Source organism: Halolamina pelagica (assembly GCF_001307315.1).
Classification (GTDB): domain Archaea; phylum Halobacteriota; class Halobacteria; order Halobacteriales; family Haloferacaceae; genus Halolamina; species Halolamina pelagica_B.
Window position 1 is genome coordinate 1,144,350 of record NZ_LGUC01000001.1, and the last position, 23,983, is coordinate 1,168,332.

Below are 23,983 nucleotides of genomic sequence, written 5' to 3' on the forward strand. Positions count from 1 at the left end.
TCGGGGGACCTGCCGCTGGCGGCGTTCGCACTCGTCGCCGTCGGCTTCGTGTGGCGCGCACACCACCGAGGGGATCGCCGGGCGTTCTACGCCGGCGCCGCGGCGTTCGGGCTGGCGCTCACTACCTCGGGGTTCGTGCTCGCGGTGCTGGGGTGCTGGCTGCTCGCCGCCCTGCTCACCGTCGACGAGGGCCGCATCCGGGGGAGGAAGCGACAGCGATCCGGGAACGCGTTCGCCAGGGTGCCGCGAGCGTCGTCCGTCGCCGCGTCGCACTCCTGCGGGGGACCGCCGTCGCCGTCGTCGTCGCGCTCAGCTTCTACGTTCCGCGCGGGCGAACCGACCTCTCGGCGCCCGCGTCGCTGCTGGCCGCGCTCGAATCCGGCACCGTCGGCGCCGTCCAACGCTTTCTTGCGGTGCGCGTGCTGGGTCGGCACGCGCCGCCGACGTACACCAACGATCACGCGCTGCTCCCGTACGTCGCCGGAACCGCCGAGGTGCTGCTGGCGGCGGCGCTCCCGGTCGTCGGCCTCGCGATCTGGGGGTTCTTCCGGGAGCGCTACGCCGGCCGGTCGCGCCCGGTGGTGAACTTCGCCGCCTACTGGGCCGGTGCGGGACTGTTGCTGTTCCCGCTGGCGACGGAGGTGAACCAGCCCTGGGTCGCCGTCCACGTGCTCGCTCCGGCGACGGTGCCCGCGGCCGTCGGTCTCGCCGCGCTCTGGAACGCCGCCGCCGAGAGCATCGCGGCCGACGAGGCCGCGCGACTCGCCGCGGCGCTACTGCTGCTCTCGGCTGCCGGCGTCCACACTGGCGCTGTCGTCGCCGGTGAGGTGTACGACGCGCCCGAAGCCGACGACGCGCTGCCGGGGTACGCCCAGCCCGGCGCCGAGTTCCGTGCCCCCGCCGCGGCGATCGAGCGCGCGGTCACGGACGGTACGGGCGTCGACGTGCTCTACGTCGGCGCCGACCTCGCGGTGCCCGACGAGTCGACGCTCGATCGCCCTCCAGTTCCCGAGGCGGCACGCGGGGCGTTCTCGGCGCGGCTGCCGCTCGCGTGGTACGTCGAGCGCGCCGGCGCCGAAACCGCGAGCGTCGACGCTCCGAACGCGATGGACGAGTCGGCGCCGCCGGTCGTCGTCACGACGCCGGCCCACCGGCGCGCGGTCGCCGACCGGCTGTCGGGTTACGAGCGCTACGAGATCGAGCAGGGCCTGACGGACCGGCGGCTCGTGGTGTTCGTGGAGTCCTGAGAACGGAAGCGGGTGGTTTGGGCGCTGAGCTACCGGAAGCCCATCGCTTCGATCTGTTCTTGATACCGGTTTCGGATGGTGACCTCGGTCACCTGGGCTACGTCAGCGACCTCGCGCTGGGTCTTCTTCTCGTTACAGAGCAGCGACGCCGCGTAGATCGCCGCGGCGGCGAACCCGGTCGGGGACTTCCCCGAGAGCAGTCCCTGCTCGGCGGAGACGTCGATGATCTCGGTCGCCTTCGACTGCACCTCCTCGCTCAGGCCGAGCTCGGAGGCGAAGCGCGGCACGAACTGCTTGGGGTCGACCGGTTTGAGCTCGAGGCCGAGCTCCTGGGAGATGTACCGGTAGGTTCGGCCGATCTCCTTCTGGGGCACGCGTGAGACCTCGGCGACCTCGTCGAGGCTGCGGGGGATCCCCTCCTGCCGACAGGCGGCGTACAGCGCGGCGGTCGCGACGCCCTCGATCGAGCGCCCGCGGATCAGGTCCTCGTTGAGCGCGCGCCGGTAGATCACCGACGCGACCTCACGTACCGATCGCGGCACGCCGAGGGCGGAGGCCATCCGGTCGACCTCCGAGAGCGCGAACTGGAGGTTCCGCTCGCCGGCGTCCTTCGTCCGGATGCGCTCCTGCCACTTGCGCAGGCGGTGCATCTGGCTGCGTTTCTCGGAGGAGAGCGACCGACCGTAGGCGTCCTTGTCCTTCCAGTCGATCGTCGTCGTCAGCCCGCGATCGTGCATCGTCTCGGTGATCGGCGCGCCGACCCGAGATTTGCTCTGGCGCTCGGAGTGGTTGAACGCCCGCCACTCCGGGCCACGATCGATCTGGCGCTCGTCGAGCACCAGTCCGCAGTCGTCACAGACGAGTTCGCCCTGGTCGTCGTCGGTGACGACCTCGTCAGACCCACACTCCGGGCAGGTGAGAACCTCGTCGGCCGACTCGTCCTCGGACTCAGACTCCCGCTGTCGCTCCCGGCTCGGACGTTCCATTAAAAGGTTTCTGGTGACCCCGACAGATAAGGCTTTTTTCGTCCTTGGGTAGAGCACAGAACTAATCGCCCGACTGAGTCGCCATGCTGTGGTTCCTGTCAGATCCCACCAGCTGGCGGGGGCCCGGATGTCGTCGTCGTGTGATTACCACTGCGAATTAAGAAAGACTTTTGCATAACTAGTAGCTATGCGTGAGTATGAGCACGAGCCCCACGCGCGTCGAGTCCGCGGTGTCGTCCTGTCGCCCGTCGAACGTCGAACCTGTCGCGCTCTCGGCGTCGTCGCTGTCGACGACTGCACCGGAGTACCTGCGGGAGCTGAAAGCCGAACTGGCGTCGGAGGGTTACCAGCCCGCGGAACTCACGGTGGCCGCCAGCTTCGCGGAGGACTGTTCGCTCGCGACCCAGTCCGAAGCTGATCGACTCCGTGACGTGGTTCGAGCGGGGGCGTTCCTCGGCGTCGGCGTCGTCCGCGTCGAGGTCGAGACGGTCAGCAACCCCGAGAAGGTCCGGCCGGCGCTCGAAGCGCTCGAAGAGCGGGCCCGTCGCGAAGGCGTCACGCTTTCGGTCGACGGTCTCGACGTGTCGGCCTGAATGGGCAAACGGGCACTGGCCGAACGACTCCACGGGCTCGCGGGGTTCCGCGACCCCGACCTCAGCCTCGAACAGTACCCGACGCCGCCGGATCTCGCGGCACACCTTCTCCACCTCGCGGATCTCCAGGGCGACATCGCCGGCCGGACGGTGCTCGATCTCGGCGCGGGTACGGGCGTGCTCGCGCTCGCGGCCGCCTGCCGCGACCCGACGCGCGTGCTCGCTCTCGAGCGCGACGCTGACGCCCTCGCCGTCGCAGGGGAGAACGAGCACGCGGTCGCGCCGGGAACCCCCGTCGACTGGGTTCGCGCCGACGCGACCCGCGCGCCGGTGCCGTCGAACTCGGTCGAGACGGTCGTGATGAACCCACCGTTCGGCGCCCAATCCGGCAACGAGGGGGCCGACCGGGCGTTCCTCCGTACGGCGGCGACGGTCGGAAGCGTCTCCTACTCGATCCACAACGCCGGCAGCCGCGACTTCGTGGAGTCGTTCGCCGCCGACGAGGGGGCACGGTCACCCATGCCTTCGCCGCGGAGTTCGACCTCCCCCGGCTGTACGACCACCACGAGCGCGAGCGCGAGGCGATCGAGGTCGAACTGTTCCGGATCGAGTGGGCCTAGTCGGAGCGCCCGGGCATCTGCCACTGCCGCGGTCCCGAGACGGACAACTCGTCGACGACGAGCCACAAGCCGGCGGCAAGCAGGGCGTAGCCGACTACCAACAGCGCCCCGTTGAGAAACGTCACGCAGCTATCGGCGGCGATCCCGATGCGGACACCGCTTCGAAAGATCTCGAGCGCGCCGCCCATTCGGTCACAGCCCCCGCCGAACGCGGTCACCGGCGCGGCGAGGATCAGCACCATCCCCCAGACGGCGAAGATCGCGCCGCCCTCGGTTTGCCGCCACACGGCGGCGGCTACCGCCGTCGTACCGACGCTGACGACCACGACGGGGAGCGACGACACCGGCCCGGCGCCGTCGACGCCTGCCGCCGCGAGTCGGACGGAGGCCGAAACCGCGAGGAGCTCGGCGGCCACGACCGCGGTCGCCCCCGCGAGCGCGAGCGCCGCGCGCGCCGGTAGCTGTCTCGACGGGAACACGTCCCCCAGTGGTTGGGTCAACGACCTAACTGTTTCGTCGCCACGAACCGTCGGAGCTATGGCCCGACCGGCCGGGCGGTCGGACATGGACGAGACGGTCCTCGAGATGCTGGATCGGAACGCCGACCACGCCGAGACGTTCGACACGCGGTTCGAGGGGCTCGAACACGAACAGCACCCCGACGCAGTCACGGTCTGCTGTTCGGACTCCCGGGTGCTCCAGGACCACCTGTGGGGCAACGACGAGCCGGGCCACCTGTTCACCTGCGGCAACATCGGCAACCGGGTCGTTCAGCGCACCGGGGCGGGCCCGCGCGTCTCGGGCGACGTGCTCTACCCGCTGGCGCACACCAACACCGACGTGGCCGTCGTCGTCGGTCACACGGGCTGTGGTGCGGTCACCGCGACGTACGACAAGCTCACTGACGGCAGTGCGGAGCCGCCGGGCATCGAACACTGTCTCGACCTGCTCGCACCGGGCCTCGAGTCCGGCGTCGACCGGCTCCCGGCCGGCCTCTCGCGTGAGGACGCCGTGAACCACCTCGTGGAGTACAACGTCGACCGCCAGGTCGAGTTCCTGCTCGACAGCGACGACGTGCCGGAGTCGGTGCAAGTCGTCGGCGCCGTCTACGACTTCCAGGACGCCTACGACGGGAAGCGCGGCGAGGTGCACGTGATCAACGTCGACGGCGAGACGGACCCCGACGCGCTGCGGGCGGCCCACCCCGAGATCGACTCGCGGGTCCAGCGCCGCTGGACGTACTGATCGCTGTCAGAAAACCGACTGCAGCCGTCGGACTCAGAGGTCGACGCGATCGCCGATCTCGACCAGTTCCAGTTCGCGCGGGTGGTCGAAGGAGTCGACGTGATCGTGAAGCGCCGTCGGGTCGGCAGTGAGCCCCTTCCACATGTCCCAGTGACTCGGCAGAAGGCGGTCGACCTGCAGCGCCCTCGCGGCTTCGACGGCTTCGCCCTCGTCGTTGTACCACTTGGTGTACGCCGGCTCCCGGCTCTGTTTGTCCGGGATCATCCCTGCGGTCCCGAAGGCGACGATGCCGAGATCGATGTCGAACTCCTCCCCAGCGCCGTGAACCACTCGGCCGGTCGGGAGTCGCCGGGGTGGAACACCGACCCGGCGTCGTGCTCGAACACGTAGCCGACGGGGTGCTCGGCGTCGGGGTCGTTCACCTCGACGACGTGGACGGTGAACTCGCCGATCTCCAGCACGTCGCCCTCCTCGACCTCGCGGAACTGCTCGTCGTCGATCGCCCAGCGGTCCGCCCACGCCTGCTCCTCGCGGGCGGCCGCCATCGACGCGTCGGGCGCGACGAAGGGCGCGCCGGTCCGCTCGAGGATCGGCGCCTGGGACTCGCCGTGGACGTGATCGCTGTGCTCGTGGGTCGCCAACACCGCGTCGGCGTCGTCAACGTCGGCCGGGTCGAAGGGAACCGGGATCATCCGGACGGTGCGTGGCGGGTCGCCCGTGCCGAGATAGGGGTCGACGAACAGCGTCGTCCCCTCGCTCCCCTTCAGCACGAACCCGTTGCAGCCGAGGTACCAGACCGCCACGCCGTCGGGGTCGGCCGCCGCGATCTCCCGCGGGAGCCAGTCGCCCCAGTCGCTCGTGGTCATGTGCTCTGTTCGGGTCGGGCCGCTCATAGCCGTTGTGACGTAGCGAGTGGAAGCCCACCCCTTCAGGGGTGGGAGGATGTCAAACCCCCGAAGATACTCAAGGGTCGGTCGTGTTAGGTAGTCACATGAACTCCTCCACCCGCGAGACGGCCGCGTTCCTCCAGATGGCCGAGGCGATGGCCGCCGCGGCGGGCGACGCCGCCGCTGCCGCCGCGGACACACTCCCGAAGCGGACCTGATCGCCGGTCGCGATACGGAAACCGCGACAGTTCGCGCGCCAGTCTGGCTTGCACAGCCACGGCGTAGACTCGACGATCGCGATACGGAGATCGCGACAGTTCGCGCGCCAGCTGGCTTGCACAGCCACGGCGTAGACTCGGCGATCGCGATACGGAGATCGCGACAGTTCGCGTGCCGTGACTGGCACGGACCGAAACGGGGAAACCCGCTCCCGGCCCACTCCCGCGTAATGGAGACGGGCCGCATCGACGTGTCTTCGCTCGACGGACCGTTCGACCTGCAGTCGACCCTGGAGAGCGGGCAGACGTACCTCTGGGAGCGCGCCGACGGCGACGGCTACACCGAGTCGGCCGCCCACGGGGGCGACGCGTGGTACGAAACCGTGCTGCCGCCGACGCCGGGGCTCACCGACCGACCGACGGTCGTTCGCGCGCGCCAGCGCGGGGGTGTCGACGAGGGGGTGATCGAGTGGGAGGCCGGCGCCGTTCCGGAAGACGCCGCCGATGCGGCGCCCGCCGACGCTCCCGTGGCACCCACCGAGCCCGTCGACGGCGAGGCGATCCTCACCCACCTGCTCCGCCTCGACGACGACCTCGCGGCGATCTACGACGCGCTCGAGGACCTGCCGCTGCTCTCGCGGGCGTTCGAGCGCTACCCCGGGATGCGGCTGCCGCGCGACCCGCCTTTCCCCTGCCTGATCACGTTCATCTGTTCGGCGCAGATGCGCGTGGGCCGGATCTTCGGCATGCAGAGCGCGCTTCGGGAGGCGTACGGCACACCCGTCGACCTCGGCGACCGAACCCTCCACGCCTACCCCACCCCGGAGGCGCTCGCGGCCGCGACCGAGGAGGAACTCCGCGAGTTGAGTCTGGGCTACCGCGCGCCGTACGTCCAGCGGACCGCGGCGATGGTCGCCGACGGCGAGGCACGCCCCGAGGACGCCCGCGGCCGCCCCTACGAGGAGGCCCGCGACGCGATGACTCAGTTCGTCGGCGTCGGCGACAAGGTGGCCGACTGCGTCCTCCTGTTCTCGCTGGGCTACCTGCAGGCGATCCCGCTCGACACGTGGATCCAGACCGCGATCGGCGACTACTTCCCGGACTGCGAGGGTGGGAACTACACCGAGACCTCGCGGTCGATCCGGCAACGACTCGGCGCCGACCTGCCCGAGCGCGGGGACGTGTTCGGCGAGAGCGGCGCCGACGCCTACGCCGGCTACGCCCAGACGTACGTGTTCCACCACCTCCGGACCGACGGCGACTGAGCCCACCGAATCGGCGACACCGTCGTCCACCCGAACTGACAAGCCATCGCCTCCCCAACCCCTGGGTATGTCTACCACCCCCTACGGCGAGTGGGAGTCGCCAGTCGCTGCCGCGGACGTCGCCGCCGATACGCTCCGGTTCGGCCCCGTCTCGGTCGACGACGGGAGCGTCTACTGGCTGGAACGCCGCCCCGACGAGGGGGGCCGCGGCGTGATCGTCCGCGCCGACGCGGGCGATCCAGCCGAGCCGATGGAGGTCACGCCCACAGAGACGGACGTACGGACGTTGGTCCACGAGTACGGCGGTGGCGACTTCGCGGTCCAGGACGGGCGCGTGTTCTACGCCCACTTCGACGACCAGCGGCTCTACCGCATCGACGGGACGGACGACGACCCCGAGCCGATCACGCCCGAACCCGAGACGGAACACGGGCTGCGGTACGCCGACATGGAGATCAGCCCCGACGGCGAGCGCCTCTACGCGGTTCGGGAGCGTCACGAGGGCGCCGCCGCCGACGTGATCAACGAACTCGTCGCGCTCCCGACTGACGGGAGCGCGCCGCCCGAAGTCGTCGCCGACGGTCACGACTTCTACGCGTTCCCCCGGCTCTCGCCCGCCGGCGACCGCCTCGCGTGGACGACGTGGGACCACCCGCGGATGCCCTGGGACGGCACCGAACTCCACGTCGCCGCCGTCGACGACGACGGCTCGCTCGCCGACGAGCGCGTGGTCATGGGCGGCCCCGAGGAGTCGGTGTTCCAGCCCGGCTGGAGCCCCGCGGGGCGACTCCACGCCGTCTCTGACCGAACGGGCTGGTGGAACCTCTACGCGCTCGACCTCGACGGCGACGACGAGCCGACGAACCGCACGCCCGAGGCGGCGGAGTTCGGCGTCCCGCAGTGGACGTTCGGGCTCGCCACCTACGCGTTCCTCGACGACGGCCGGGTGGCAGTCCTGCGGAACGCCGACGGCGAGTGGTCGCTCTGCCTGCTCGACGAGGACAACGAACGCACCGACGCGGGGCTGCCGTACTCGGCGTACCCCCACGCGCGCCTCGCGACCGACGGCGAGACGCTCGCGTTCGTCGGCGGCGGGCCGACGACGCCGGAGACCGTCGCCCGCTGGACACCCGGTGAAAGCCCCGAGCCCACTCAGCTCCGGCAGTCGTTCTCGCTCGACCTGGCCGACGGTATGGTGTCGGAGCCGGAGCACGTCGACGTGCCGACCCGCGACGGCGAGACCACCCACGCGTTCTACTACCCGCCGACGAACGCCGACGAACGGGCTCCCGAGGACGAGGACCCGCCGCTCGTGACGATGGTCCACGGCGGCCCGACGAGCCAGACCCTCCCGGTCGCGACGCTCGGCGTCCAGTTCTTCACCACCCGCGGGTTCGCCGTCGCCGACGTGAACTACCGTGGTTCGACCGGCTACGGCCGCGACTACCGCGACGCGCTACAGGACGAGTGGGGCGTGCTCGATACGGCCGACTGCGTCGACACTGCCGAGCATCTCGCAGAAACAGGCCGTGCGGACCCGGATCGTCTGGCGATCACCGGCGGGAGCGCCGGCGGCTACGCGGTGCTCTGTGCGCTGGCGTTCCACGACACGTTCGACGCCGGCGCGAGCCACTACGGCGTCGCCGATCTGGAAGCGCTCGCGACCGGCACCCACAAGTTCGAGTCACGCTACCTCGACGGGCTCGTCGGCCCGCTCCCGGAAGCTCGGGACACCTACGAGGCGCGATCGCCCGCGCTCCACGCGTCGGAGATCGACGCGCCGTTGCTCCTACTGCAGGGGGGTGAGGACCGTGTCGTCCCCCAGGAGCAGGCCGAGGACATGGTCGACGCGCTGGTCGCGACGGAGACGCCGTACGCCTACGCGCTGTTCCCGGCAGAGCGACACGGCTTCCGGACCGCGGAGGCGACTCGCCGGGCGCTGGAGCTCGAACTCGCGTTCTACGGGGAGACGTTCGGCTTCCAGCCGGCCGACGAGATCGAGGAGGTCAAACTCCACGAGGGCCAGCGGTCGGTCCGGCGGGTGGAGTAGCCCCTTCGGCTACTCAGAGCGTGAGCGTCGTGTCGGGCATGCCGAGGAAGGCGGTTTCGTACCCCTCGTGTCTGGAGATCTGCGGGGGCGAGTCGACCGTGATCGTGAACTCGTCGCCGGCAGCGACGCCCTCGACGACCGCCCCGTAGTGGATCCCGAGGTCCGGGCCGAGCCACTCGTTCAGGTAGCCGTCGAAGCGCGTCTCGCCGTCCCGTGACAGCGTCGCCGACAGCGACATCTGCGGCAGCGGGAAGCGGTTGTACGGTGTGCGCGGCGAGACGGCGACGTACTGCTGTCCCTCCTTGCCGCCGAATCGGGTGGCGTCGTCGAGGGTCGTGACCACGAACTGGGCGTCGCCGCTCTCGGTCGTTCCCCGGACCGTTCCGGGGAGGTCGTCCGCCGTGGGCGCCTGCATCGTCGGGACCATGTCCATCTGCATCGGCTCGGCGGCGCCGAGGGTCCCCTGTCGAGCCTCGGCGATGTCCTCGAACGGGAGGTCACGGAGCTCCGAGGGCTGGTAGTCGAGCGTGAACTCGAACTCGGCGGCCGCTGTGTCGGCCAGTGGCCCGGTTCGACGCTCACCGCCAGCCCCCACCGAGACGGTGACAGTGTACTCGCCTGCCTCGGGGAGTTCGATGTTGTCGCCGAAGTGATACCCCATCTGCTGGGCGAGCATCGGCCACGGGTTCAGGCCGTCGACGACCGACTCGCCGTCCCGGGTCACGTCGACGCGGGGGCTCACGTCCGAGGGGATGACCCCCGTCTCGCTGTGCCAGACGACCGGCATCAGGTGGAGCGCGTCGTCCGATCCCACCTCGACCTGCGTGGTGTCGCTACCGGTGACAGTCCAGAACCGGTGGGGGTAGCTGTAGGTCAGCGCACAGCTGTAGCCGCCGTCGCTGCCCATCTCCCCCATCGCCATCCCCTCCGTGTGGGTGGGGACGTAGACGGCGTCCGGACGGTTTTCCACCAGCGACGGCTCCAGGCTGCTCGATTCGAGTTCGAACCCGAGACAGCCCGCGAGGCCGCCGACGCCGGTGGCGCCGACGCCGGCGAGGAACGCCCGCCGGGAGCGCTTACGCATTGGCCACCTCCGCGTTCTCGGCGGCGGTCGCACGGGGGTCCGCGGGCGGGAGCGCCCGCAACGAACGCGGCGGGACGAGGAAGTTCCCCCGGCGGACGGTGTTGATGTACTGCAGGATCCCGTTGTTGGTGCGCTGGCCCACCGCGGAGTCGCTGTCGATCTGATCGCCGTTCATCGCCTCGCGGGTGGTGACGAAGTCCGTGATCGTCCGCTGGAGCGAGAGGAAGTGAAGCCCCGCGTGGTCACGATCGGTCGAGTCGAAGTCCCGGCGCAGGATGATCGGCGTGTCGTCTTCCCGCACGTCGACCATCTTCTGGCTGTGGCCGACGACGCCCTCGCGCCGTGCCGTCTCCATCGGGTCGCCGCAGTCGTCCATCCGTGTGTCGCTGCCCAAGTTTCCGCCAGCGCCCTCGACCACATCGTTCTGCGCGTGGTGGGGACAGAACATCTTGGAGACGCGCTGGTCGCGGGTGTCCTGCTCGTACCACTGCGTCAGGTTCAGCGTCAGCGTCGAGAGCTGCTGAGTCGTCCCGCCGGCGAAAGGGCCCTGCTGAATCGTTACGCGGTCCTCGGTGGGTTGGTTGCCGTCGAACGCCGACTCGAACCCCATGTACAGCGGCGCGTCCTCCGGCACCGGGTCGTCGTCGGGCACGCCGTCGACGTCCTGGTTCTCGGCGGGGAGCCCGTCGCCGACGAAGCCGGTCCGGCGCTCGGCGAGGCTGAACACGTCCGTCAGCGCGGCTTCGGGCTGGGAAACGCCGTTGAGTTCGCCGAGTTCGCCCTTCAGCGCCTCCTCGGCGCCCATCACGACCTCGCCGTGGTCGCTGGCGAGGTGGACGATCGCGTCGACGGCGTCGGCGTCTGGATCCTCGAAGGAGGAGAGCGCGGTGGGTTCGGGCAGATCGACGCTCTCGGGGAGGTCGTCGTCGAACCGGTCGAAGTAGTACGGCGAGTAGCTGATCGTCAGCAGCAGCCCCGCGGCCGATCGCTCGTAGGCGCGCTCGACGCCCGCGAGCGCGGCTTCGACGGTCTCGCGTTCGGCGTCGGTGGGTGTCCCGTCGCCGTAGTCGAGCGCCAGCAGCACGCGGTGGCGGGGGTGGTGGTTGTTCCCCGCGTCGGTCGTCGGGAGCGCGGCGTTCCAGGCGTGCTGGCGCTCCGGGAACGTGGCTGACGGCTCCTCGGGGCCACGTGGCACGTCGATCGACGGTCCGCGGTCCAGACAGGCCGACAGCGCTGCCGCGCCGCCGATGGCGACGGCGGACTTCACGAACGCGCGGCGGTCGATGCCGGGGGAGTCGCTCATACCCGTGCTACCACTGCGAGAAGAAAGTGGGTTCTGGTGCGCCTCTCGAAACGGCGCCCGCGCCGGTTACACTTCGAGGAGGTCGTCGACGAGCCGGGTGAACCGATCGACGAGACGGTCGCCCATCTCCGGCTCGACCGTGGCGAGCAGCGACTGCGTGGCCTCGGGATCCGACAGTGAGAGATGGACTCGGCCTCGTTCGTCCCGGCGTTGATCGACGAGGCCCGCCTCCCGGAGTCGATCGACGTGGTAGGAGAGGGTGCTCCGAGCCACGCCGACAGCCTCAGCGAGGTCGGCTGCCGGCTGCTCACCACCCAGGAGCGTGACGAGTACCGCGCGGGCGGTCTCCCGGCGCGCTAGCGCGATCCGTTGCCGTTCCTGGTCGTCGTACCCCGGCGGGAAGTAGTGGGTACGGCCGTACCAGTCGTCGGCGACGACACGGTCCGCCCGTCGGAGCCGCCGGAGATGGTACTGAAGCTGGCCGGTCGCGAGGTCTAACTCCCGGCCAAGCGCGCTCGCGTGCCGGCCGGGATGCTCGCGGACGTGTTCGAGCAGGCGCTCACGGGTGTCGTTCATCGTTCCTGGTCACCCCAGTGTGCCGCGTCGTCGTCGTGCCCGCCGTCGGCCCGGGCCGTGCCCGCCGTCGGCTTTCCGACGAGGTAGACGGCGGCGATCACCAACGCCGCCATCACCACGTCGAGTCCGTGCTCGAGGGTGTGGTGGATCCCCGGCCCGACGGTGCCGAGGTAGGCCGCCAGTCCCACGGCACTTCGGGCGAGTAGCGTCGACAGCGCCAGCGCCACCAGCAGGTAGCGCCGGGAGCGTCGCCGGACGAACGCGGCGATGGCGAGGCCGGCGACGACGGCGGTCAGCGCCGCCGCGAGGCTCAACAGAATGAATATCGTCGGGCCGTTCCCGTGGACGCCGGCCGCGAGCGGCCCGCCGGTGGCGACGCCGTTCATTATCGGCGCTTTGCACTCGATGGGGATACGCCTCTCGATACGCTCGCCTCGTGAACGACCGAGCGTCGATCTCTTGACGCGGGTACGGAAAACGAGTGAGTGCGGCGCTGGTGGCCTGAGCGACCGGCTCAGTCGTCGGCCAGCGGCGCGCCGTGTTCGGTCTCGGGCTTGTTCCGCAGACAGGAGGAGAGGTGACCGTTGCCGTGGTCGGTCTCCTGTGGCACCTCCTTCTCACACGGCGTCGTGAACGTCGAGAGCTGCTCGTTCGCGTCCTCGATGCGGCCATCGGCGAGCGCGTCGAGCGCGTCCTGCAGGATCGACTCCGCCTCGGGATCGTAGAGCTCCTCGGCGAGATCGAACTCCATCCGGAGCTCCTGTTTGATGGTTTCGTCGTCGATGCTCGACGGGTCGTCGTTCTCCAACGCGAGCGCCTCGCGGATGCTCTCGGGGTCGACCTCGCCGCTCCGGACGCGGTCACGGAACGTCAGCAGCGCACGCCAGCGCTCCTGTTCGAGGTCGAACTCGTCGGACTGTATCACCATGTGACACCGCGTGTGGAACTTACAGCCCGACGGCGGGTTGGTGGGGCTCGGCACGGTCCCTTTGAGCTCGATGTTCTCCCGCTGTGCCGACGGGTCGGGACGCGGGATCGCCGACAGCAGGGCCTCGGTGTAGGGGTGCTGCGGGTTGCTGAACACTTCGTCGGTGTCACCGATCTCGACGATCTCGCCCAAGTACATCACCGCGACGCGGTCACAGACCTCCCGGACGACGCTCATGTCGTGGCTGATGAACAGCATCGAGAGGCCGAACTCCTCCTGGATGTCGTTCAGCAGCGAGAGGATCTCCGCGCGGATCGACACGTCGAGCGCGGACACCGGCTCGTCGGCGACGATGAACTCTGGGTTGAGCACGAGCGCGCGGGCCAGCGCGATGCGCTGTTTCTGGCCGCCGGAGAACTCGTGGGGGTAGCGGTCGTAGTACTCGGCCTCCAGCCCCACGCGTTCGAGCAGGTCCTCGACGATCTCGCGCCGACGCTGCTTGTCGGTCATCCCGTGGACCAGCAGGAGTTCGGCGACCGAACTCCCGACGGTCATTCGCGGGTCAAGACTGGAGGAGGGGTCCTGGAAGATCATCTGGGCGTCCCGGCGGAACGCCTTCAGCTCTTCGTCGTCGAACGTCGTCACGTCGTTGGGGTGGCTGCCGTCCCCGTTACGGCTGCGGCCCGCCCGGTCGCCGCCGTTGAAGATGACCTCGCCCTCGGTGGCTTCCTCGAGTCGGATGATCGAGGAGGCGGCGGTGGACTTCCCACAGCCGGACTCGCCGACGAGCCCGAGCGTCTCCCCCTCGGCGATGTCGAAGCTGATGCCGTCGACGGCTTTGGCAGCGCCGACCTGCCGGGAGAGGATCCCCTGAGTGATCGGGTAGTGCTTCTTGAGGTTCCGCACCGAGAGGATGGGGTCCTCAGTCACCGGAAACACCTCCGGTTACCGCGCCGTCCTCCTGTGTGAGTTCGCCTTTCACGGTGTCGGGGTCGTACCCCTGCTGGTAGTGGACACAGGAGACGGTGTGGGTGTCCGACAGCGGCTCTTCCGGCGGCTGGTCGCCGGCGGTGCACTCCTCGACGGCGTAGTCACAGCGCGGCGCGAACCGGCAGCCGTCCGGCGGGCTGATCGGCGACGGGAGCGATCCGGGGATCCCCTCGGCCGAGCGCGCCTTCCCGGGTAAGCACTCGAGCAGCGCGCGCGTGTACGGGTGGGAGGGGTCGTCGAAGATCTCCTCGACGGTGCCCCGCTCCATCACCTTCCCGGCGTACATCACGACGACGTGGTCGGCGATCTGGGCCACGACCCCGAGGTCGTGGGTGACGAAGAGGATGCTCATGCCGTACTCGTCCTGCAGATCCTCGAGCAGATTGAGGATCTGGGCCTGGACCGTCACGTCCAGCGCCGTCGTCGGCTCGTCGGCGATCAGCAGGTCGGGGTTGGTGACCAGCGCCATCGCGATCATCACGCGCTGTTTCTGGCCGCCGGAGAACTCGTGGGGTAGTCGTCCAGCCGTGCGGCGGCGTTGGCGACACCCACGTCGTTCAGGAGATCGATCGCCCGTTCGCGGGCTTCCTGTTCGGACGTGTCCGGCTCGTGGGTCTGGATCGCTTCCACGATCTGCCAGCCCACCGTGTAGCAGTGGTTGAGCGCGTCCTGGGGGTTCTGGAACACGTGGGCGATGCGCCCGCCGCGGATCTCCCGGAGTTCGGACTCGCTCAGAGCGGTGATCTCTTCGCCGTCGAACTTCACGCTCCCGGTCACTTCACCCGGCGGCGTCGGGACGATCCGGGTAATCGACTCGCTGGCGACGGTTTTGCCCGACCCGGACTCGCCGACGAGACAGACCGTCTCGCCTCTGGGAATCTCGAAGTCGATGCCGTCGACCGCGGTCAGTACGCCGTTGTCGGTATCGAACTCCGTCGTGAGTCCGTCGACCGTCAGTAGTGGTTCGTCAGTCATTGTTCTGCCTCCGCGTCGGCTTCGGGGTTCAGTGCGTCGAGGAGCGCGTCCCCGAGGAAGTTGAACGCCAGGATGGTGAAGAAGAGGAACAGCCCGGGGATCAGCGTGATCCACGGCGCGAACGCCAGGTCCGAGCGCCCCTGCGCGATCAGCACGCCCCAGGAGGGGATCGTCGAGTCACCCAGCCCGAGGAACGCGAACTGCGCCTCGAACAGGATGAACGACGGGATCAGCAGCGTGATGTCGGTCACGATGCTGCTCGCGCTGTTGGGCATGATGTGCGAACGGATCACTCGGTACGTGCTCGCGCCGCTGAGCTGGACCGCCTTGATGTACTCCTCTTCGGTCTTGGCCAGCGCGTTACTCCGCACGTAACGGGCGGTCCCCTCCCACGAGAACAGTGAGAAGAGGACGATGAACAGGAACAGGCTGGCCCCGTAGATGTAGAGGATCAGCAGGTAGAGGATGAACGTCGGGAACGACTGCTGGATGTCGACCCAGCGCATCAGGACCTCGTCGACGAGGCCGCCGGCGTATGCGGCGACCGTGCCGACGATGCTCCCGATGGTGACGACGAACAGCGTCGCGATGAAGCCGATCTTCATGCTGATCTGCATCCCGTAGACGATGATCCGGAAGATGTCCTTCCCGTCACCGGTCGTCCCGAGCGGGTGTTCGAGTGAGCCCTGGCAGGTGCCGCCCGCGACATCACCGACACAGTTGATCGGGTACACGTTGTTGATCTCGAGGAACATCGGCGGCTGGTACTTCGACATCAGGTCGACCGTCGGCGCCGGGATGACCGCCGGGCCGATGACGCCGATGACGAAGATGAACAGCAGCCACCCGAGACTCGCCATCGCGGGACGGTTGCGCTTCATGTCCCGCCAGTAGTACTTCGTCATCCGGGGGTTCTGGTACAGCGGGAGCACCATGTACGCCCCGAACAGGAGCAGCGAGAACGCGAACATCCAATCGAGCTGGGTCACGTCGTACCCCCAGCCGATGAACTGGAACGTCGGGGTGTACTGGTTCCCGAAGTCCATCCCGATTGCGGCGTCCCACGTTCCGGTAACGAAGAAGTAGTCGAACGCCCAAACGATGCCCATCAGCGCTGTTCCCAGCGCGACGATGATGAAGTTCGGCGAAATCTCGCGTTCGGACTCCTCGTCGATCTGGGCCCAATCGATCTCGTCGAAAGATTGTCTGTCCGTTGCCATTATCGATCCTCGAAGCTGATTCGCGGGTCAAGCACTGTGTACACCAGGTCCTGGAGCAGGTTCCCGATGGTCGCCACGAAGGTGAAGAACAGGGTCGAACCAAGCACGAGGTTCGTGTCCTGTGCGACCACCGCGTCGTAGAGCGTCCGCCCCAGCCCCGGGATCCCGAACACCACCTCGACCAGCAGCGACGAGCCGGTGAAGATGGCCAGGAGGTAGCCGACCATCGTCGTCGACAGCGGGACCATCGTCGGCCGGATCACGTGGCGTGCGTAGATCCGGTACGTGGAGACCCCTTGGCCTTCGCTGTCTTGACGAAGTCCGCGTTCGCGTACTCCGCGGACTCGTTACGCGAGACGCGCATGATGGCGCCGATGGAGCCAGTGACGAGCACGAATATCGGTATCGTGAGCTGTATCACGTTCTCGACGCTGAACATCGGCACGTCGGTCTGGTAGACGATGGGGATCCATCGTAACTGGACCCCGAATATCAACAGCAGTATGATCCCGAAGAAGAAGTTCGGGATCGCGTAGCCGAAGAAGGCCAACCCAGTGGCTGCGTGGTCCTTCCAGCTGTACTGGTTGGCCGCAGAGTACACCCCGACGATCGGGCCGATCAACACGGTCAGGATCGTCCATGGCACTGAGTACTGGACGGTGTAGTAGAGCGCACTAGCCAGTGCACTCGTCACCGGCTGGTTGCGGGTGTTCGACCACCCCCACTCAAGCGTGTACACACCGACCACGTAGTCCATGAATCGCACGTGGAGCGGCCGATCGAGTTGGAGTTGAGCCTCCATGCGCTCTTCAGCCTCCGCTGGGTTCTCCCCGTCCATCGCTGCCTGTGTCACCGCCTGCTGGACCTGTGGGTTCGGCGCCGCCGTCAGTAGCCCCCACGTGATCGACACGATGATGAACGTCACGATGGCCGCCCACGCGACCCGTCGGACGATGTACCATTCCATTCCCATTGGTTATAACGACCTCATTTGTGTATCCCTGAAAGCTTCGACCGTGGTTTCCGCTGTATATGCATAATCCCCATCCGTGTGTATGTGTGGCAACCGTCGAACCGGTGTTTACCGGTACGACACGATTACCCCATGTGTGTTTCGATGGATAGCTTCCTCGTACGCTCAAAAAACGCCGAAGGCCCGATGCGGCGTTACTCCTCGCGGTACCAGGCGGGGAAGTCCCAGCCGCTGAAGAAGTTCTCCGCGGGGCCGTTGATGTCGGCCGCGTAGCCGGAGCGGCTGCTCGGGAAGGCGAGCATCCCCATCGGCTGGTCGTCGGCGACGTTGACGAAGATCTCGCTCATGATGTCGTTGAGCTCTTCGGTGCTCTCGGCGTTGTTGGCCTCCTCCCACAGCGTCTCGGCGTCCCAGGACGGGTAGTAGCCGTACGGGTTGTAGAAGGAGTCCTTCTGGAAGAACACCTCTGCGGTGAGCGGGTTGAGCGGGTAGGTGTTGAGGCCGAACACGACCGTCATGTCCCACGGGTTCGCGCTGGTGGCCTTGTCACGCGGACCGGCGTTGTAGGAGCCGTTGGACCACTCGAGCTCGTCGGCGTTCTCCGGCACCTCCTGCTGCCAGTACTCCTGGGAGAACTGCGAGCCCTGAATCGCGTTGACTTCGACGGCGATCCCGGCGTTCTGCTCGAACTCCTGGGCGATGAACTCCGCCATCGAGCGCTCGGTGTTCTGCCCGGCGCTGTGGTAGAGCGTGATCGTACACTGATCGCCTTCGGGGTTCAGGAGTCGACCCTGGCCGTCGTAGCTGTAGTCGTACTCGACGTTGTCGATCGCTTCCTTGATCCGGCTCTGAGTCGGCTCCTGGCCGTAGAGGTCCCCGGTCCCGTACTCCGGCACGTCGGCGTCACTGGGGTACCACGTGGACCAGCGAGGCTGCCAGGTGTACTCGACGTTCGCGTAGCCACGGAACACACCCTCGACCAGCGCCTGCTTGTCGACGGCGCAGCCGAGCCCCTGGCGGAACTTCTTCTCGCGGAAGAGGTTGCCCGGGCCGGCGTTCCATCCGTTCTCACGCATGTTGTAAACGCAGACCTCGTTGTACGGCTGGGGAATGAGGTAGACCTCGACGTTGTCCAGGCTGTCGAACTCTTCGACACGCTCGGGCGGGACTGCGGCGTAGTCGGTCTCGCCGGTCTCGAGCGCGCCGAGGCGGGAGGCCTGCTCCTGAACGACCCGACTCTCGAGGGTCTCGAAGTACGGCGCGTTCTCGAAGAGCTGGTTGATGTCGGTCGCCTCCTGCATGTAGTAGTCCTCGTTGCGGCTGTACGTCTGGCCGCTGGAGCGGTTCCACTCCTCGAGGGTGTAGGCGCCGAGGTTGCCGGTGAACTCGAGCTCGAGCAGCTCCTGATCCTCCTGCAGTCCCTTGTCGTCCTCCTCGTCCACGTACGGCTTGAGGAGATCCTTCGGGATCGGGTACAGCAGCGGGTCGTACGTCTGCGGGTAGAGCAGGTTCGCACTCGGGAGCTCGATCTGGAACTCGAACTCGCCGGTCTGCTCGACCGTGACCTCGCTGGGCCACGAGTTCTGTGCGGACGTCGACGCCCACTCAGACTGGTGGACCTCCTGCACGAGGTAGACGAAGTCTTCGGCAGTGACCTGCCCGTAGCCGGCGCCGAACTCGAGGTTCTCTCGAACCTTCGCGGTCCAGACTTTCCCGCCGTCGTCGGTACTCAGGTCGTACAGCTGGGGGATCACTTCGTTACCCGGCCCGAAGGTGTACCCCATGTCGAGGGCGTAGCCGATCAGCGTGCCGGCGCCGGCCTCGGTGTTGTAGAGCGGGTTCAGCGTGTCGACAGGACTGGAGGTGACGGTGTTGTACGTGCCGCCGACCTCGGGGATCTCGACCTCGCCCTCGGGCGTGGGCGTGTCCTCACCCATCGCGTCTCCTTCAGTCTCCGTCGGCGAATCCGTCGCCGTGTCGGTGCCGTCGCCGCCCGTACAGCCGGCCATCCCGGCTGCACCGGCGACGCCTAGGGCCTGAAGCCATCGGCGCCGGTCGATTCCCGCATTCTTGTCGTCACCACGTCGTCCGTGAGGGTCAGACATGTGGTCCTTCTGTTATCCGAAATAGCTGATAAAACTGTCGTTTGGTACCATGGGGCTTTTACTCATACGTAGACGGGGGTAGCGGCCGATTTGTAACACGATTCGGTAGCAGAAAGTTCGGCCCACAGCACTCAATGACTCGATTCTCCCGTGTCTTCCGCCATTCGGCGATCTGGCCGAGGAAACACGATCTCCCCACTTGCTGGGGGAAGTGAAACGCCCAGTCGTTCATCGTGGCGCGGAGTTCGACCAAGTGGCGCGGAGTTGCCGAGCGTCGTGACACACGGGCTGACCGCCCCTTCCGCGGGTTCCGACCCCGTATAGCGTGGGTGGTTTATCAGCTAGGTCGGTGGTAGAGCGCTTCTAGGTCGCGATTTCTAAGAAATTGAGAATCGTCATCTTCCCCTATACCCCGCCGGTGCCATGGTCTAGATGTGATGAGCTCAGTACCCACGACGACCCGACGGCGCGTGTTGCAGAGCATGGGTGCGGCCGGTGCGACGGCAGTCGCCGGCTGTGTCTCCGCCCCGCCAGCTGAGGAGCAGGCGGCGAAGTCGACCCCGCAACCCCCGAACATGAACGAGAGCCCCGTACTCGACACCCAGCGCATCGCCGGAAACCCGACTGCAGTGCCGCCGCCGATCGACCGCGACAGCCCGACCACCGTCAGCGTCGAGATGACCACCCACGAGCAGGTCGCCGAGGTCGAACCCGGCGTCACCTACACGTACATGAGCTTCGACGGCCGGATTCCCGGACCGATGATCCGGGCCCGCGTCGGCGACCACGTCGAGATGACGGTCACGAACGACGAGTCGAACTCGATGCCGCACAACATCGACCTCCACGCCGTCCGCGGTCCGGGCGGCGGCGCCGAGGCGTCGATGGTGGCCCCCGGCGAGACGAAGACGTTCACGTTCAAAGCCACCTACCCCGGCCTGTTCACCTACCACTGCGCCGTCCCGAACCTGGACTACCACATCTCCAGCGGGATGTTCGGCGCCATCCTGATCGAGCCCGAGGTGGGGCTGCCGGCAGTCGACCACGAGTTCTACCTCGGCCAGCACGAACTCTACACCACTGGCGACGCCGGCGAGGAGGGCCACCACGACTTCGACTTCGAGGCGATGAAGGACGAAGAGCCGACGTACGTGCTCATCAACGGCGAGAAGTACGCTATCGGCCCCAACGGCCACAACGAGATGCAGATCGAGACCGGCGAGAGCGCCCGCGTCTACTACGTCTCCGGCGGGCCGAACCTCTCCAGTTCGCTCCACCCCATCGGCTCGGTCTGGGACGAGGTCCACCCGCAGGGCGGCATCGGGAGCGATGTCCACCGCAACATCCAGACGACGCCGGTGCCCCGGGGTCGGCGGTGATCGCGACGCTGCACTCGCCCGTCCCGGGCCTGATCAAGATCGTCGACCATGCGCTCACCCGAGTCGGCCGCAAGGGCGCGCTGGCTGTCATCGACGTACAGGGCGACCCGAACCCCGACGTGTTCGACCCCGGTCAGGAGTCGAGCAGCCAGGCCGAAGGGCCAGCCGAGTTCGACGGCTGGTTCGACAACGTCGACAACTACGACGGCGTCGCCGACCGGACCGATGAGGACGAGATCACCGTGCAGGTGGGTTCACAGGCCAACGGCGGCGGCTTCGGGTTCTCGCCGGCGGCCGTCGCGGTGTCGCCCGGCACGACCGTCACGTGGGAGTGGACCGGTGAGGGCGGCAGCCACGACGTGCAGGCCGACGACGGGAGCTTCGCCAGCGAGATGGTCGGTGACGCCGGTCACACCTTCAAGCGGGCGTTCGACGACACGGGAACGACGAAGTACTACTGCATGCCCCACAAAACGATGGGGATGAAGGGTGCGATCGTCGTCAAGTGAGTGGCGCTTCCACCGACGAACGCCGTTTTCGCGTCTCGTTTTCGTGGACATCCCTCGCGCGAGCGGTGGCGATCCGCTCGTAGCTATCACTGCGAGTGAATTACCGGTGGAGCAGTAACATTCAGGATGCGCGAAACCGTACGGGCAGTCGCAATGACCTTCGACCTCACCTGGTACGGCCACTCGACGTGGAGCGTCACCGTCGACGACACCGAGTTCCTGATCGATCCGTTCTTCGACACCCCGTTCACCGACACGGATCCGGCTGAGTTGGACCCGGACTACGTCCTGATCACCCACGGTCACGCCGACCACATCGGCGACGCCGGCCGGTTCGAAACAGCCCACTTCGTCTCGACGCCGGAGATCACGAGCTATCTCGCGGACAACTACGGCATCGAGCACGCGACGGGGATGAACCTCGGCGGCACCGTCGAACTCGGCGACGCGTTCGTCACGATGGTGCGGGCCGACCACTCCAACGGGCTGGACACCGAGTACGACGCCAGCGGCGGCATGCCCGCGGGCTACGTGATCAGCGAGACGAAGCCCACACAGGAGACAGACGCCGACTCGACCGCGTTCTACCACGCCGGCGACACCTCGCTGCACTCCGAGATGAAGGACGTCATCGGGCCGTTCCTCGAGCCCGACGCCGCCGCGGTGCCGGTCGGCGACCACTTCACCATGGGGCCGGCACAGGCCGCGATCGCGGTCGACTGGCTCGACGTGGATGTGGCGTTCCCGATGCACTACGACACGTTCCCGCCGATCGAGATCGACACCGACGAGTTCGTTCGCGAGGTCAAAGCGACGGGTAGTGACACCGAGGTCGTCGTCCTCGACGGCGACGAGTCCTACACGCTGGCGGAGTAGGCGTCGACGGGACGGCGCCATCGTCGGGGCCCTTCGGCTGGGCGCCTGCACCGGCGGCCGATTCCTTCGGCCGGGGCAGCAAGATTTAGGCGGCGACCGGACCAACTTCGGATCGCGATGAGCAAACAAGTCACCACAGTCTCCGAGGACGGTTACGCTTCCACGACCGAGGTCCGCGATTTCTCCGTCGACATCGACCCCGGCGGCGAGTCCGCACCCGACACGCTGGAGTCGCTGCTCGCTTCCTACGGCGCCTGCTACGTGCCGGCGCTGCGCGTCGGCGCGAAGCAGCGCGACGTGGGCGAACTCGGAAAGGTCGAACTCTCGATCACGGGCGAACTCAACGACGACGACAAACTCGCCAGCATCCACTTCGACATCGCCGTCGAGAACGACGTGAGCGAGGCCGACGGCGAAGAGGCGATCGACCGCGCGTTCGACCTCTGTAAGGTCCACGACGCGCTCAAGGGCGACCTCCACGCTGAGACGACGTTCGAAGGCGACGCGTTCTGAGCCGGCGACTGCCCTCGCGGCTCAGCCCTCGATTTCTGTGACCCGTTCGCGCTCTACCGAGGCTGGCTCCCGGTCGCGCCGGTACTCCCCGTAGGTCATCGCCTCGCCGTCACAGATGACGAGGTCGGTGCCGACAGGTGATAGATCCGGACCGCGATCGCGCGGCGGCGAGTCGCGGACGACGGGTGGTATGCTACTGGTACCCATACGTAGGGCTACGAGGGAGACTGCATAAGTCTTTGCCCAATACTTCCCTGAGAACCCGTTTAGCGGCCGTTTTGGGGCGTGCCCACTCAGGTGAAGCTTTTTGGCCACGCGGGTGCCACCGCCAACCGTGCCGGCGCTTTCAGTCCACCTCAACCGAGATCGGCCGCGCGACATCGACGCGCCGGCGTCGTACGTGGCCGACGGGCCGTTCGACGTGGCCCTCGAAAACCACGGGGCGGGCTCACACGTCCACCTCAAACTGGACACGTCGCTCTCGCGAGCCGCGAGGCTCCGGGACGACAGCCGCTACATCGACGCCGAGACGACGACCCGCATCGGCGTCGACACCCAGCCGATGAGTGAGCCGGTGACGGGCGAGCTGACGATCTCTGCCGGCTACGGGGCCGAGACGGAGACGGTCGAACTCCGAATCGAGCCGTCCCGCGCGGGCGGCTACGGGATCGACGTGGACGAGACCCTCGCACAGCCACAGTCCGCGGAGAGCGTTCTGGACCGGCTCGACGCCGAGACGATCGGGCTGCTGGCACTCGCCGCGCTCACGCTGACCGTGGCTGTCGCGGTCGCGGTCCTCGTACAGAGCGGCGTCGTCATCGCCGCCGCGGCGTTCGTGGCGCTGGTGACCGTCGTCGGCCTCGTGCTGGCGTTGACCTAACGCTCGGGTACCCGAGCCCGCGGGTGGATGGATTTTTGCTGTCGCCGCTATCAGGCTCGTGTATGTCCACCGCAGCGGCGACGCGCGAGGCCGTGCGCGAGCGACCGTTCCTCCTGCTCGCGCTCCGTGCCGGCGTCGTCAACTACACCGCCGCCGCCGAGTACCTCGATACGGGTGAGACCGAGCCCGTCGCCACCGCGCTCCGCCGGTTCGCCGAGGACCTCCCGGCGCTCGACACACGCGACACCGAGCCCAAGGTCCGGATGGAGAGCGGCGTCGGTCTCGTCGACACGGCAGAGGGGGCGCCCGACGGCGCGCTCCTTTCGGTCGGCGGCACGGCAGTCGCTCCCGACGCGGGCTCGCTGACGGCCGTGATCGCGACGGGCGACGTGGGGACGAGCGCGCTGGGGGCGGTCTGTGGCCGCCTCGATGCCGAGGCGATCGACGCCGCGGCCGCGGCCGTCGCCGACGGCACGCTGTTGGTCGTGGTCGATCGTCGGGCCGGCGTCGACGCGCTCCGGGCGGTCGAGGACGCGCTGTCGCGCGTCCCGCAGTGAGGCG

Annotated in this window: 21 protein-coding genes and 4 pseudogenes; 12 read left to right on the plus strand and 13 right to left on the minus strand. The window is 67.9% G+C overall.

Going from position 1 to position 23,983, the window contains the following annotated elements; all coding sequences use genetic code 11:
* Positions 1–50: 50 nt before the first annotated feature.
* Positions 51–1,247: a hypothetical protein gene (locus SY89_RS06085; protein WP_144427142.1), complete on the plus strand. Its 1,197-nt coding sequence runs from the start codon at positions 51–53 to the stop codon at positions 1,245–1,247.
* A 29-nt stretch (positions 1,248–1,276) separates the two neighbouring features.
* Here SY89_RS06085 and SY89_RS06090 read toward each other — a convergent pair whose 3' ends face one another.
* Positions 1,277–2,233 (minus strand): transcription initiation factor IIB, encoded by a 957-nt coding sequence (locus SY89_RS06090; protein WP_054583543.1) that lies wholly within the window; start codon positions 2,231–2,233, stop codon positions 1,277–1,279.
* A 197-nt stretch (positions 2,234–2,430) separates the two neighbouring features.
* On the opposite strand from SY89_RS06090, the gene SY89_RS06095 reads away from it, so the two are divergent.
* Both SY89_RS06095 and SY89_RS15765 read left to right on the plus strand, forming a co-directional pair.
* Positions 2,431–2,826, plus strand: coding sequence for a hypothetical protein (locus SY89_RS06095; protein ID WP_054583544.1), 396 nt, complete (start codon positions 2,431–2,433; stop codon positions 2,824–2,826).
* Positions 2,827–3,446: pseudogene (locus SY89_RS15765) on the plus strand (METTL5 family protein).
* Here SY89_RS15765 and SY89_RS06105 read toward each other — a convergent pair.
* Positions 3,443–3,946, minus strand: coding sequence for a hypothetical protein (locus SY89_RS06105; protein ID WP_189319191.1), 504 nt, complete (start codon positions 3,944–3,946; stop codon positions 3,443–3,445). The pseudogene SY89_RS15765 and the gene SY89_RS06105 sit on opposite strands and share 4 nt — an antisense overlap.
* Before the next feature lie 64 nt (positions 3,947–4,010).
* On the opposite strand from SY89_RS06105, the gene SY89_RS06110 reads away from it, so the two are divergent.
* The gene (locus SY89_RS06110; RefSeq protein ID WP_054583547.1) at positions 4,011–4,691 is read left to right on the plus strand and encodes a carbonic anhydrase; all 681 of its coding nucleotides are present in this window, start codon (positions 4,011–4,013) and stop codon (positions 4,689–4,691) included.
* Positions 4,692–4,724: 33 nt separating this feature from the next.
* Here the strand turns inward: SY89_RS06110 and SY89_RS06115 are convergent.
* A pseudogene (locus SY89_RS06115) lies at positions 4,725–5,557 on the minus strand (MBL fold metallo-hydrolase).
* A gap of 469 nt (positions 5,558–6,026) precedes the next feature.
* Here SY89_RS06115 and SY89_RS06120 point away from each other — a divergent pair.
* Together SY89_RS06120 and SY89_RS06125 are read left to right on the plus strand one after the other, a co-directional pair.
* Positions 6,027–7,061, plus strand: coding sequence for a DNA-3-methyladenine glycosylase family protein (locus SY89_RS06120; RefSeq protein WP_054583548.1), 1,035 nt, complete (start codon positions 6,027–6,029; stop codon positions 7,059–7,061).
* A 67-nt stretch (positions 7,062–7,128) separates the two neighbouring features.
* Positions 7,129–9,111, plus strand: a complete 1,983-nt coding sequence (locus SY89_RS06125) for a S9 family peptidase (protein ID WP_054583549.1) — start codon at positions 7,129–7,131, stop codon at positions 9,109–9,111.
* A gap of 13 nt (positions 9,112–9,124) precedes the next feature.
* Here SY89_RS06125 and SY89_RS06130 read toward each other — a convergent pair whose 3' ends face one another.
* The 9 genes and pseudogenes from SY89_RS06130 to SY89_RS06170 all read right to left on the minus strand — a co-directional run bounded on the left by SY89_RS06130 (position 9,125) and on the right by SY89_RS06170 (position 19,169).
* Complete coding sequence (locus SY89_RS06130) at positions 9,125–10,195, minus strand: DUF7350 domain-containing protein (RefSeq protein WP_054583550.1); 1,071 nt, start codon at positions 10,193–10,195, stop codon at positions 9,125–9,127.
* A complete protein-coding gene (locus SY89_RS06135) occupies positions 10,188–11,498 on the minus strand; it encodes a DUF7405 family protein (protein ID WP_054583551.1) in 1,311 nt (436 codons plus the stop codon). The genes SY89_RS06130 and SY89_RS06135 overlap by 8 nt, the downstream gene beginning before the upstream one ends.
* A 66-nt stretch (positions 11,499–11,564) precedes the next feature.
* Complete coding sequence (locus SY89_RS06140) at positions 11,565–12,074, minus strand: winged helix-turn-helix transcriptional regulator (protein ID WP_054583552.1); 510 nt, start codon at positions 12,072–12,074, stop codon at positions 11,565–11,567.
* On the minus strand, positions 12,071–12,460 hold the full coding sequence (locus tag SY89_RS06145) for a DUF7471 family protein (RefSeq protein ID WP_189319120.1): 390 nt from the start codon (positions 12,458–12,460) through the stop codon (positions 12,071–12,073). Before SY89_RS06145 ends, SY89_RS06140 begins: the two co-directional genes overlap by 4 nt.
* Before the next feature lie 128 nt (positions 12,461–12,588).
* Entirely contained in the window at positions 12,589–13,932 is a 1,344-nt protein-coding gene (locus SY89_RS06150) for an ABC transporter ATP-binding protein (RefSeq protein WP_054583553.1), read from the minus strand.
* Positions 13,925–14,967: pseudogene (locus SY89_RS06155) on the minus strand (ABC transporter ATP-binding protein). Before SY89_RS06155 ends, SY89_RS06150 begins: the two are co-directional and overlap by 8 nt.
* The gene (locus SY89_RS06160) at positions 14,964–16,187 is read right to left on the minus strand and encodes an ABC transporter permease (protein WP_054583554.1); all 1,224 of its coding nucleotides are present in this window, start codon (positions 16,185–16,187) and stop codon (positions 14,964–14,966) included. Before SY89_RS06160 ends, SY89_RS06155 begins: the two are co-directional and overlap by 4 nt.
* Positions 16,187–17,160: pseudogene (locus tag SY89_RS06165) on the minus strand (ABC transporter permease). The gene SY89_RS06160 and the pseudogene SY89_RS06165 overlap by 1 nt, the downstream one beginning before the upstream one ends.
* Before the next feature lie 194 nt (positions 17,161–17,354).
* Complete coding sequence (locus tag SY89_RS06170) at positions 17,355–19,169, minus strand: ABC transporter substrate-binding protein (protein WP_239685523.1); 1,815 nt, start codon at positions 19,167–19,169, stop codon at positions 17,355–17,357.
* 533 nt (positions 19,170–19,702) lie between these two features.
* On the opposite strand from SY89_RS06170, the gene nirK reads away from it, so the two are divergent.
* The 4 genes from nirK to SY89_RS06185 all read left to right on the plus strand — a co-directional run bounded on the left by nirK (position 19,703) and on the right by SY89_RS06185 (position 22,542).
* Complete coding sequence (gene nirK / locus SY89_RS17595) at positions 19,703–20,644, plus strand: copper-containing nitrite reductase (RefSeq protein WP_144427143.1); 942 nt, start codon at positions 19,703–19,705, stop codon at positions 20,642–20,644.
* Positions 20,641–21,153: a halocyanin domain-containing protein gene (locus SY89_RS17600; protein ID WP_239685524.1), complete on the plus strand. Its 513-nt coding sequence runs from the start codon at positions 20,641–20,643 to the stop codon at positions 21,151–21,153. Before nirK ends, SY89_RS17600 begins: the two co-directional genes overlap by 4 nt.
* A gap of 153 nt (positions 21,154–21,306) precedes the next feature.
* Positions 21,307–22,029 carry a metal-dependent hydrolase gene (locus SY89_RS06180; protein ID WP_054583556.1) on the plus strand — a complete coding sequence of 241 codons (723 nt, stop codon included), beginning with the start codon at positions 21,307–21,309 and terminating at the stop codon, positions 22,027–22,029.
* Between the two features lie 117 nt (positions 22,030–22,146).
* Positions 22,147–22,542 carry an OsmC family protein gene (locus SY89_RS06185; protein WP_049984160.1) on the plus strand — a complete coding sequence of 132 codons (396 nt, stop codon included), beginning with the start codon at positions 22,147–22,149 and terminating at the stop codon, positions 22,540–22,542.
* A gap of 21 nt (positions 22,543–22,563) precedes the next feature.
* Here the strand turns inward: SY89_RS06185 and SY89_RS06190 are convergent, their stop codons facing one another.
* A complete protein-coding gene (locus SY89_RS06190; protein WP_054583557.1) occupies positions 22,564–22,749 on the minus strand; it encodes a hypothetical protein in 186 nt (61 codons plus the stop codon).
* Positions 22,750–22,876: 127 nt separating this feature from the next.
* On the opposite strand from SY89_RS06190, the gene SY89_RS06195 reads away from it, so the two are divergent.
* Together SY89_RS06195 and SY89_RS06200 are read left to right on the plus strand one after the other, a co-directional pair.
* A complete protein-coding gene (locus tag SY89_RS06195) occupies positions 22,877–23,422 on the plus strand; it encodes a DUF7524 family protein (RefSeq protein WP_054583558.1) in 546 nt (181 codons plus the stop codon).
* Positions 23,423–23,484: 62 nt separating this feature from the next.
* Positions 23,485–23,979, plus strand: a complete 495-nt coding sequence (locus tag SY89_RS06200; protein ID WP_054583559.1) for a DUF7523 family protein — start codon at positions 23,485–23,487, stop codon at positions 23,977–23,979.
* Positions 23,980–23,983: the final 4 nt, after the last annotated feature.

Bases quoted from the DNA above. Each gene is read 5' to 3' on its own strand.
- SY89_RS06090 (WP_054583543.1), bottom strand. From the start codon at position 2,233: ATGGAACGTCCGAGCCGGGAGCGACAGCGGGAGTCTGAGTCCGAGGAC.
- SY89_RS06095 (WP_054583544.1), top strand. From the start codon at position 2,431: ATGAGCACGAGCCCCACGCGCGTCGAGTCCGCGGTGTCGTCCTGTCGC.
- SY89_RS06110 (WP_054583547.1), top strand. From the start codon at position 4,011: ATGGACGAGACGGTCCTCGAGATGCTGGATCGGAACGCCGACCACGCC.
- SY89_RS06120 (WP_054583548.1), top strand. From the start codon at position 6,027: ATGGAGACGGGCCGCATCGACGTGTCTTCGCTCGACGGACCGTTCGAC.
- SY89_RS06125 (WP_054583549.1), top strand. From the start codon at position 7,129: ATGTCTACCACCCCCTACGGCGAGTGGGAGTCGCCAGTCGCTGCCGCG.
- SY89_RS06130 (WP_054583550.1), bottom strand. From the start codon at position 10,195: ATGCGTAAGCGCTCCCGGCGGGCGTTCCTCGCCGGCGTCGGCGCCACC.
- SY89_RS06135 (WP_054583551.1), bottom strand. From the start codon at position 11,498: ATGAGCGACTCCCCCGGCATCGACCGCCGCGCGTTCGTGAAGTCCGCC.
- SY89_RS06140 (WP_054583552.1), bottom strand. From the start codon at position 12,074: ATGAACGACACCCGTGAGCGCCTGCTCGAACACGTCCGCGAGCATCCC.
- SY89_RS06145 (WP_189319120.1), bottom strand. From the start codon at position 12,460: ATGAACGGCGTCGCCACCGGCGGGCCGCTCGCGGCCGGCGTCCACGGG.
- SY89_RS06160 (WP_054583554.1), bottom strand. From the start codon at position 16,187: ATGGCAACGGACAGACAATCTTTCGACGAGATCGATTGGGCCCAGATC.
- SY89_RS06170 (WP_239685523.1), bottom strand. From the start codon at position 19,169: ATGGCCGGCTGTACGGGCGGCGACGGCACCGACACGGCGACGGATTCG.
- nirK (WP_144427143.1), top strand. From the start codon at position 19,703: ATGAGCTCAGTACCCACGACGACCCGACGGCGCGTGTTGCAGAGCATG.
- SY89_RS06180 (WP_054583556.1), top strand. From the start codon at position 21,307: ATGACCTTCGACCTCACCTGGTACGGCCACTCGACGTGGAGCGTCACC.
- SY89_RS06185 (WP_049984160.1), top strand. From the start codon at position 22,147: ATGAGCAAACAAGTCACCACAGTCTCCGAGGACGGTTACGCTTCCACG.
- SY89_RS06190 (WP_054583557.1), bottom strand. From the start codon at position 22,749: ATGGGTACCAGTAGCATACCACCCGTCGTCCGCGACTCGCCGCCGCGC.
- SY89_RS06200 (WP_054583559.1), top strand. From the start codon at position 23,485: ATGTCCACCGCAGCGGCGACGCGCGAGGCCGTGCGCGAGCGACCGTTC.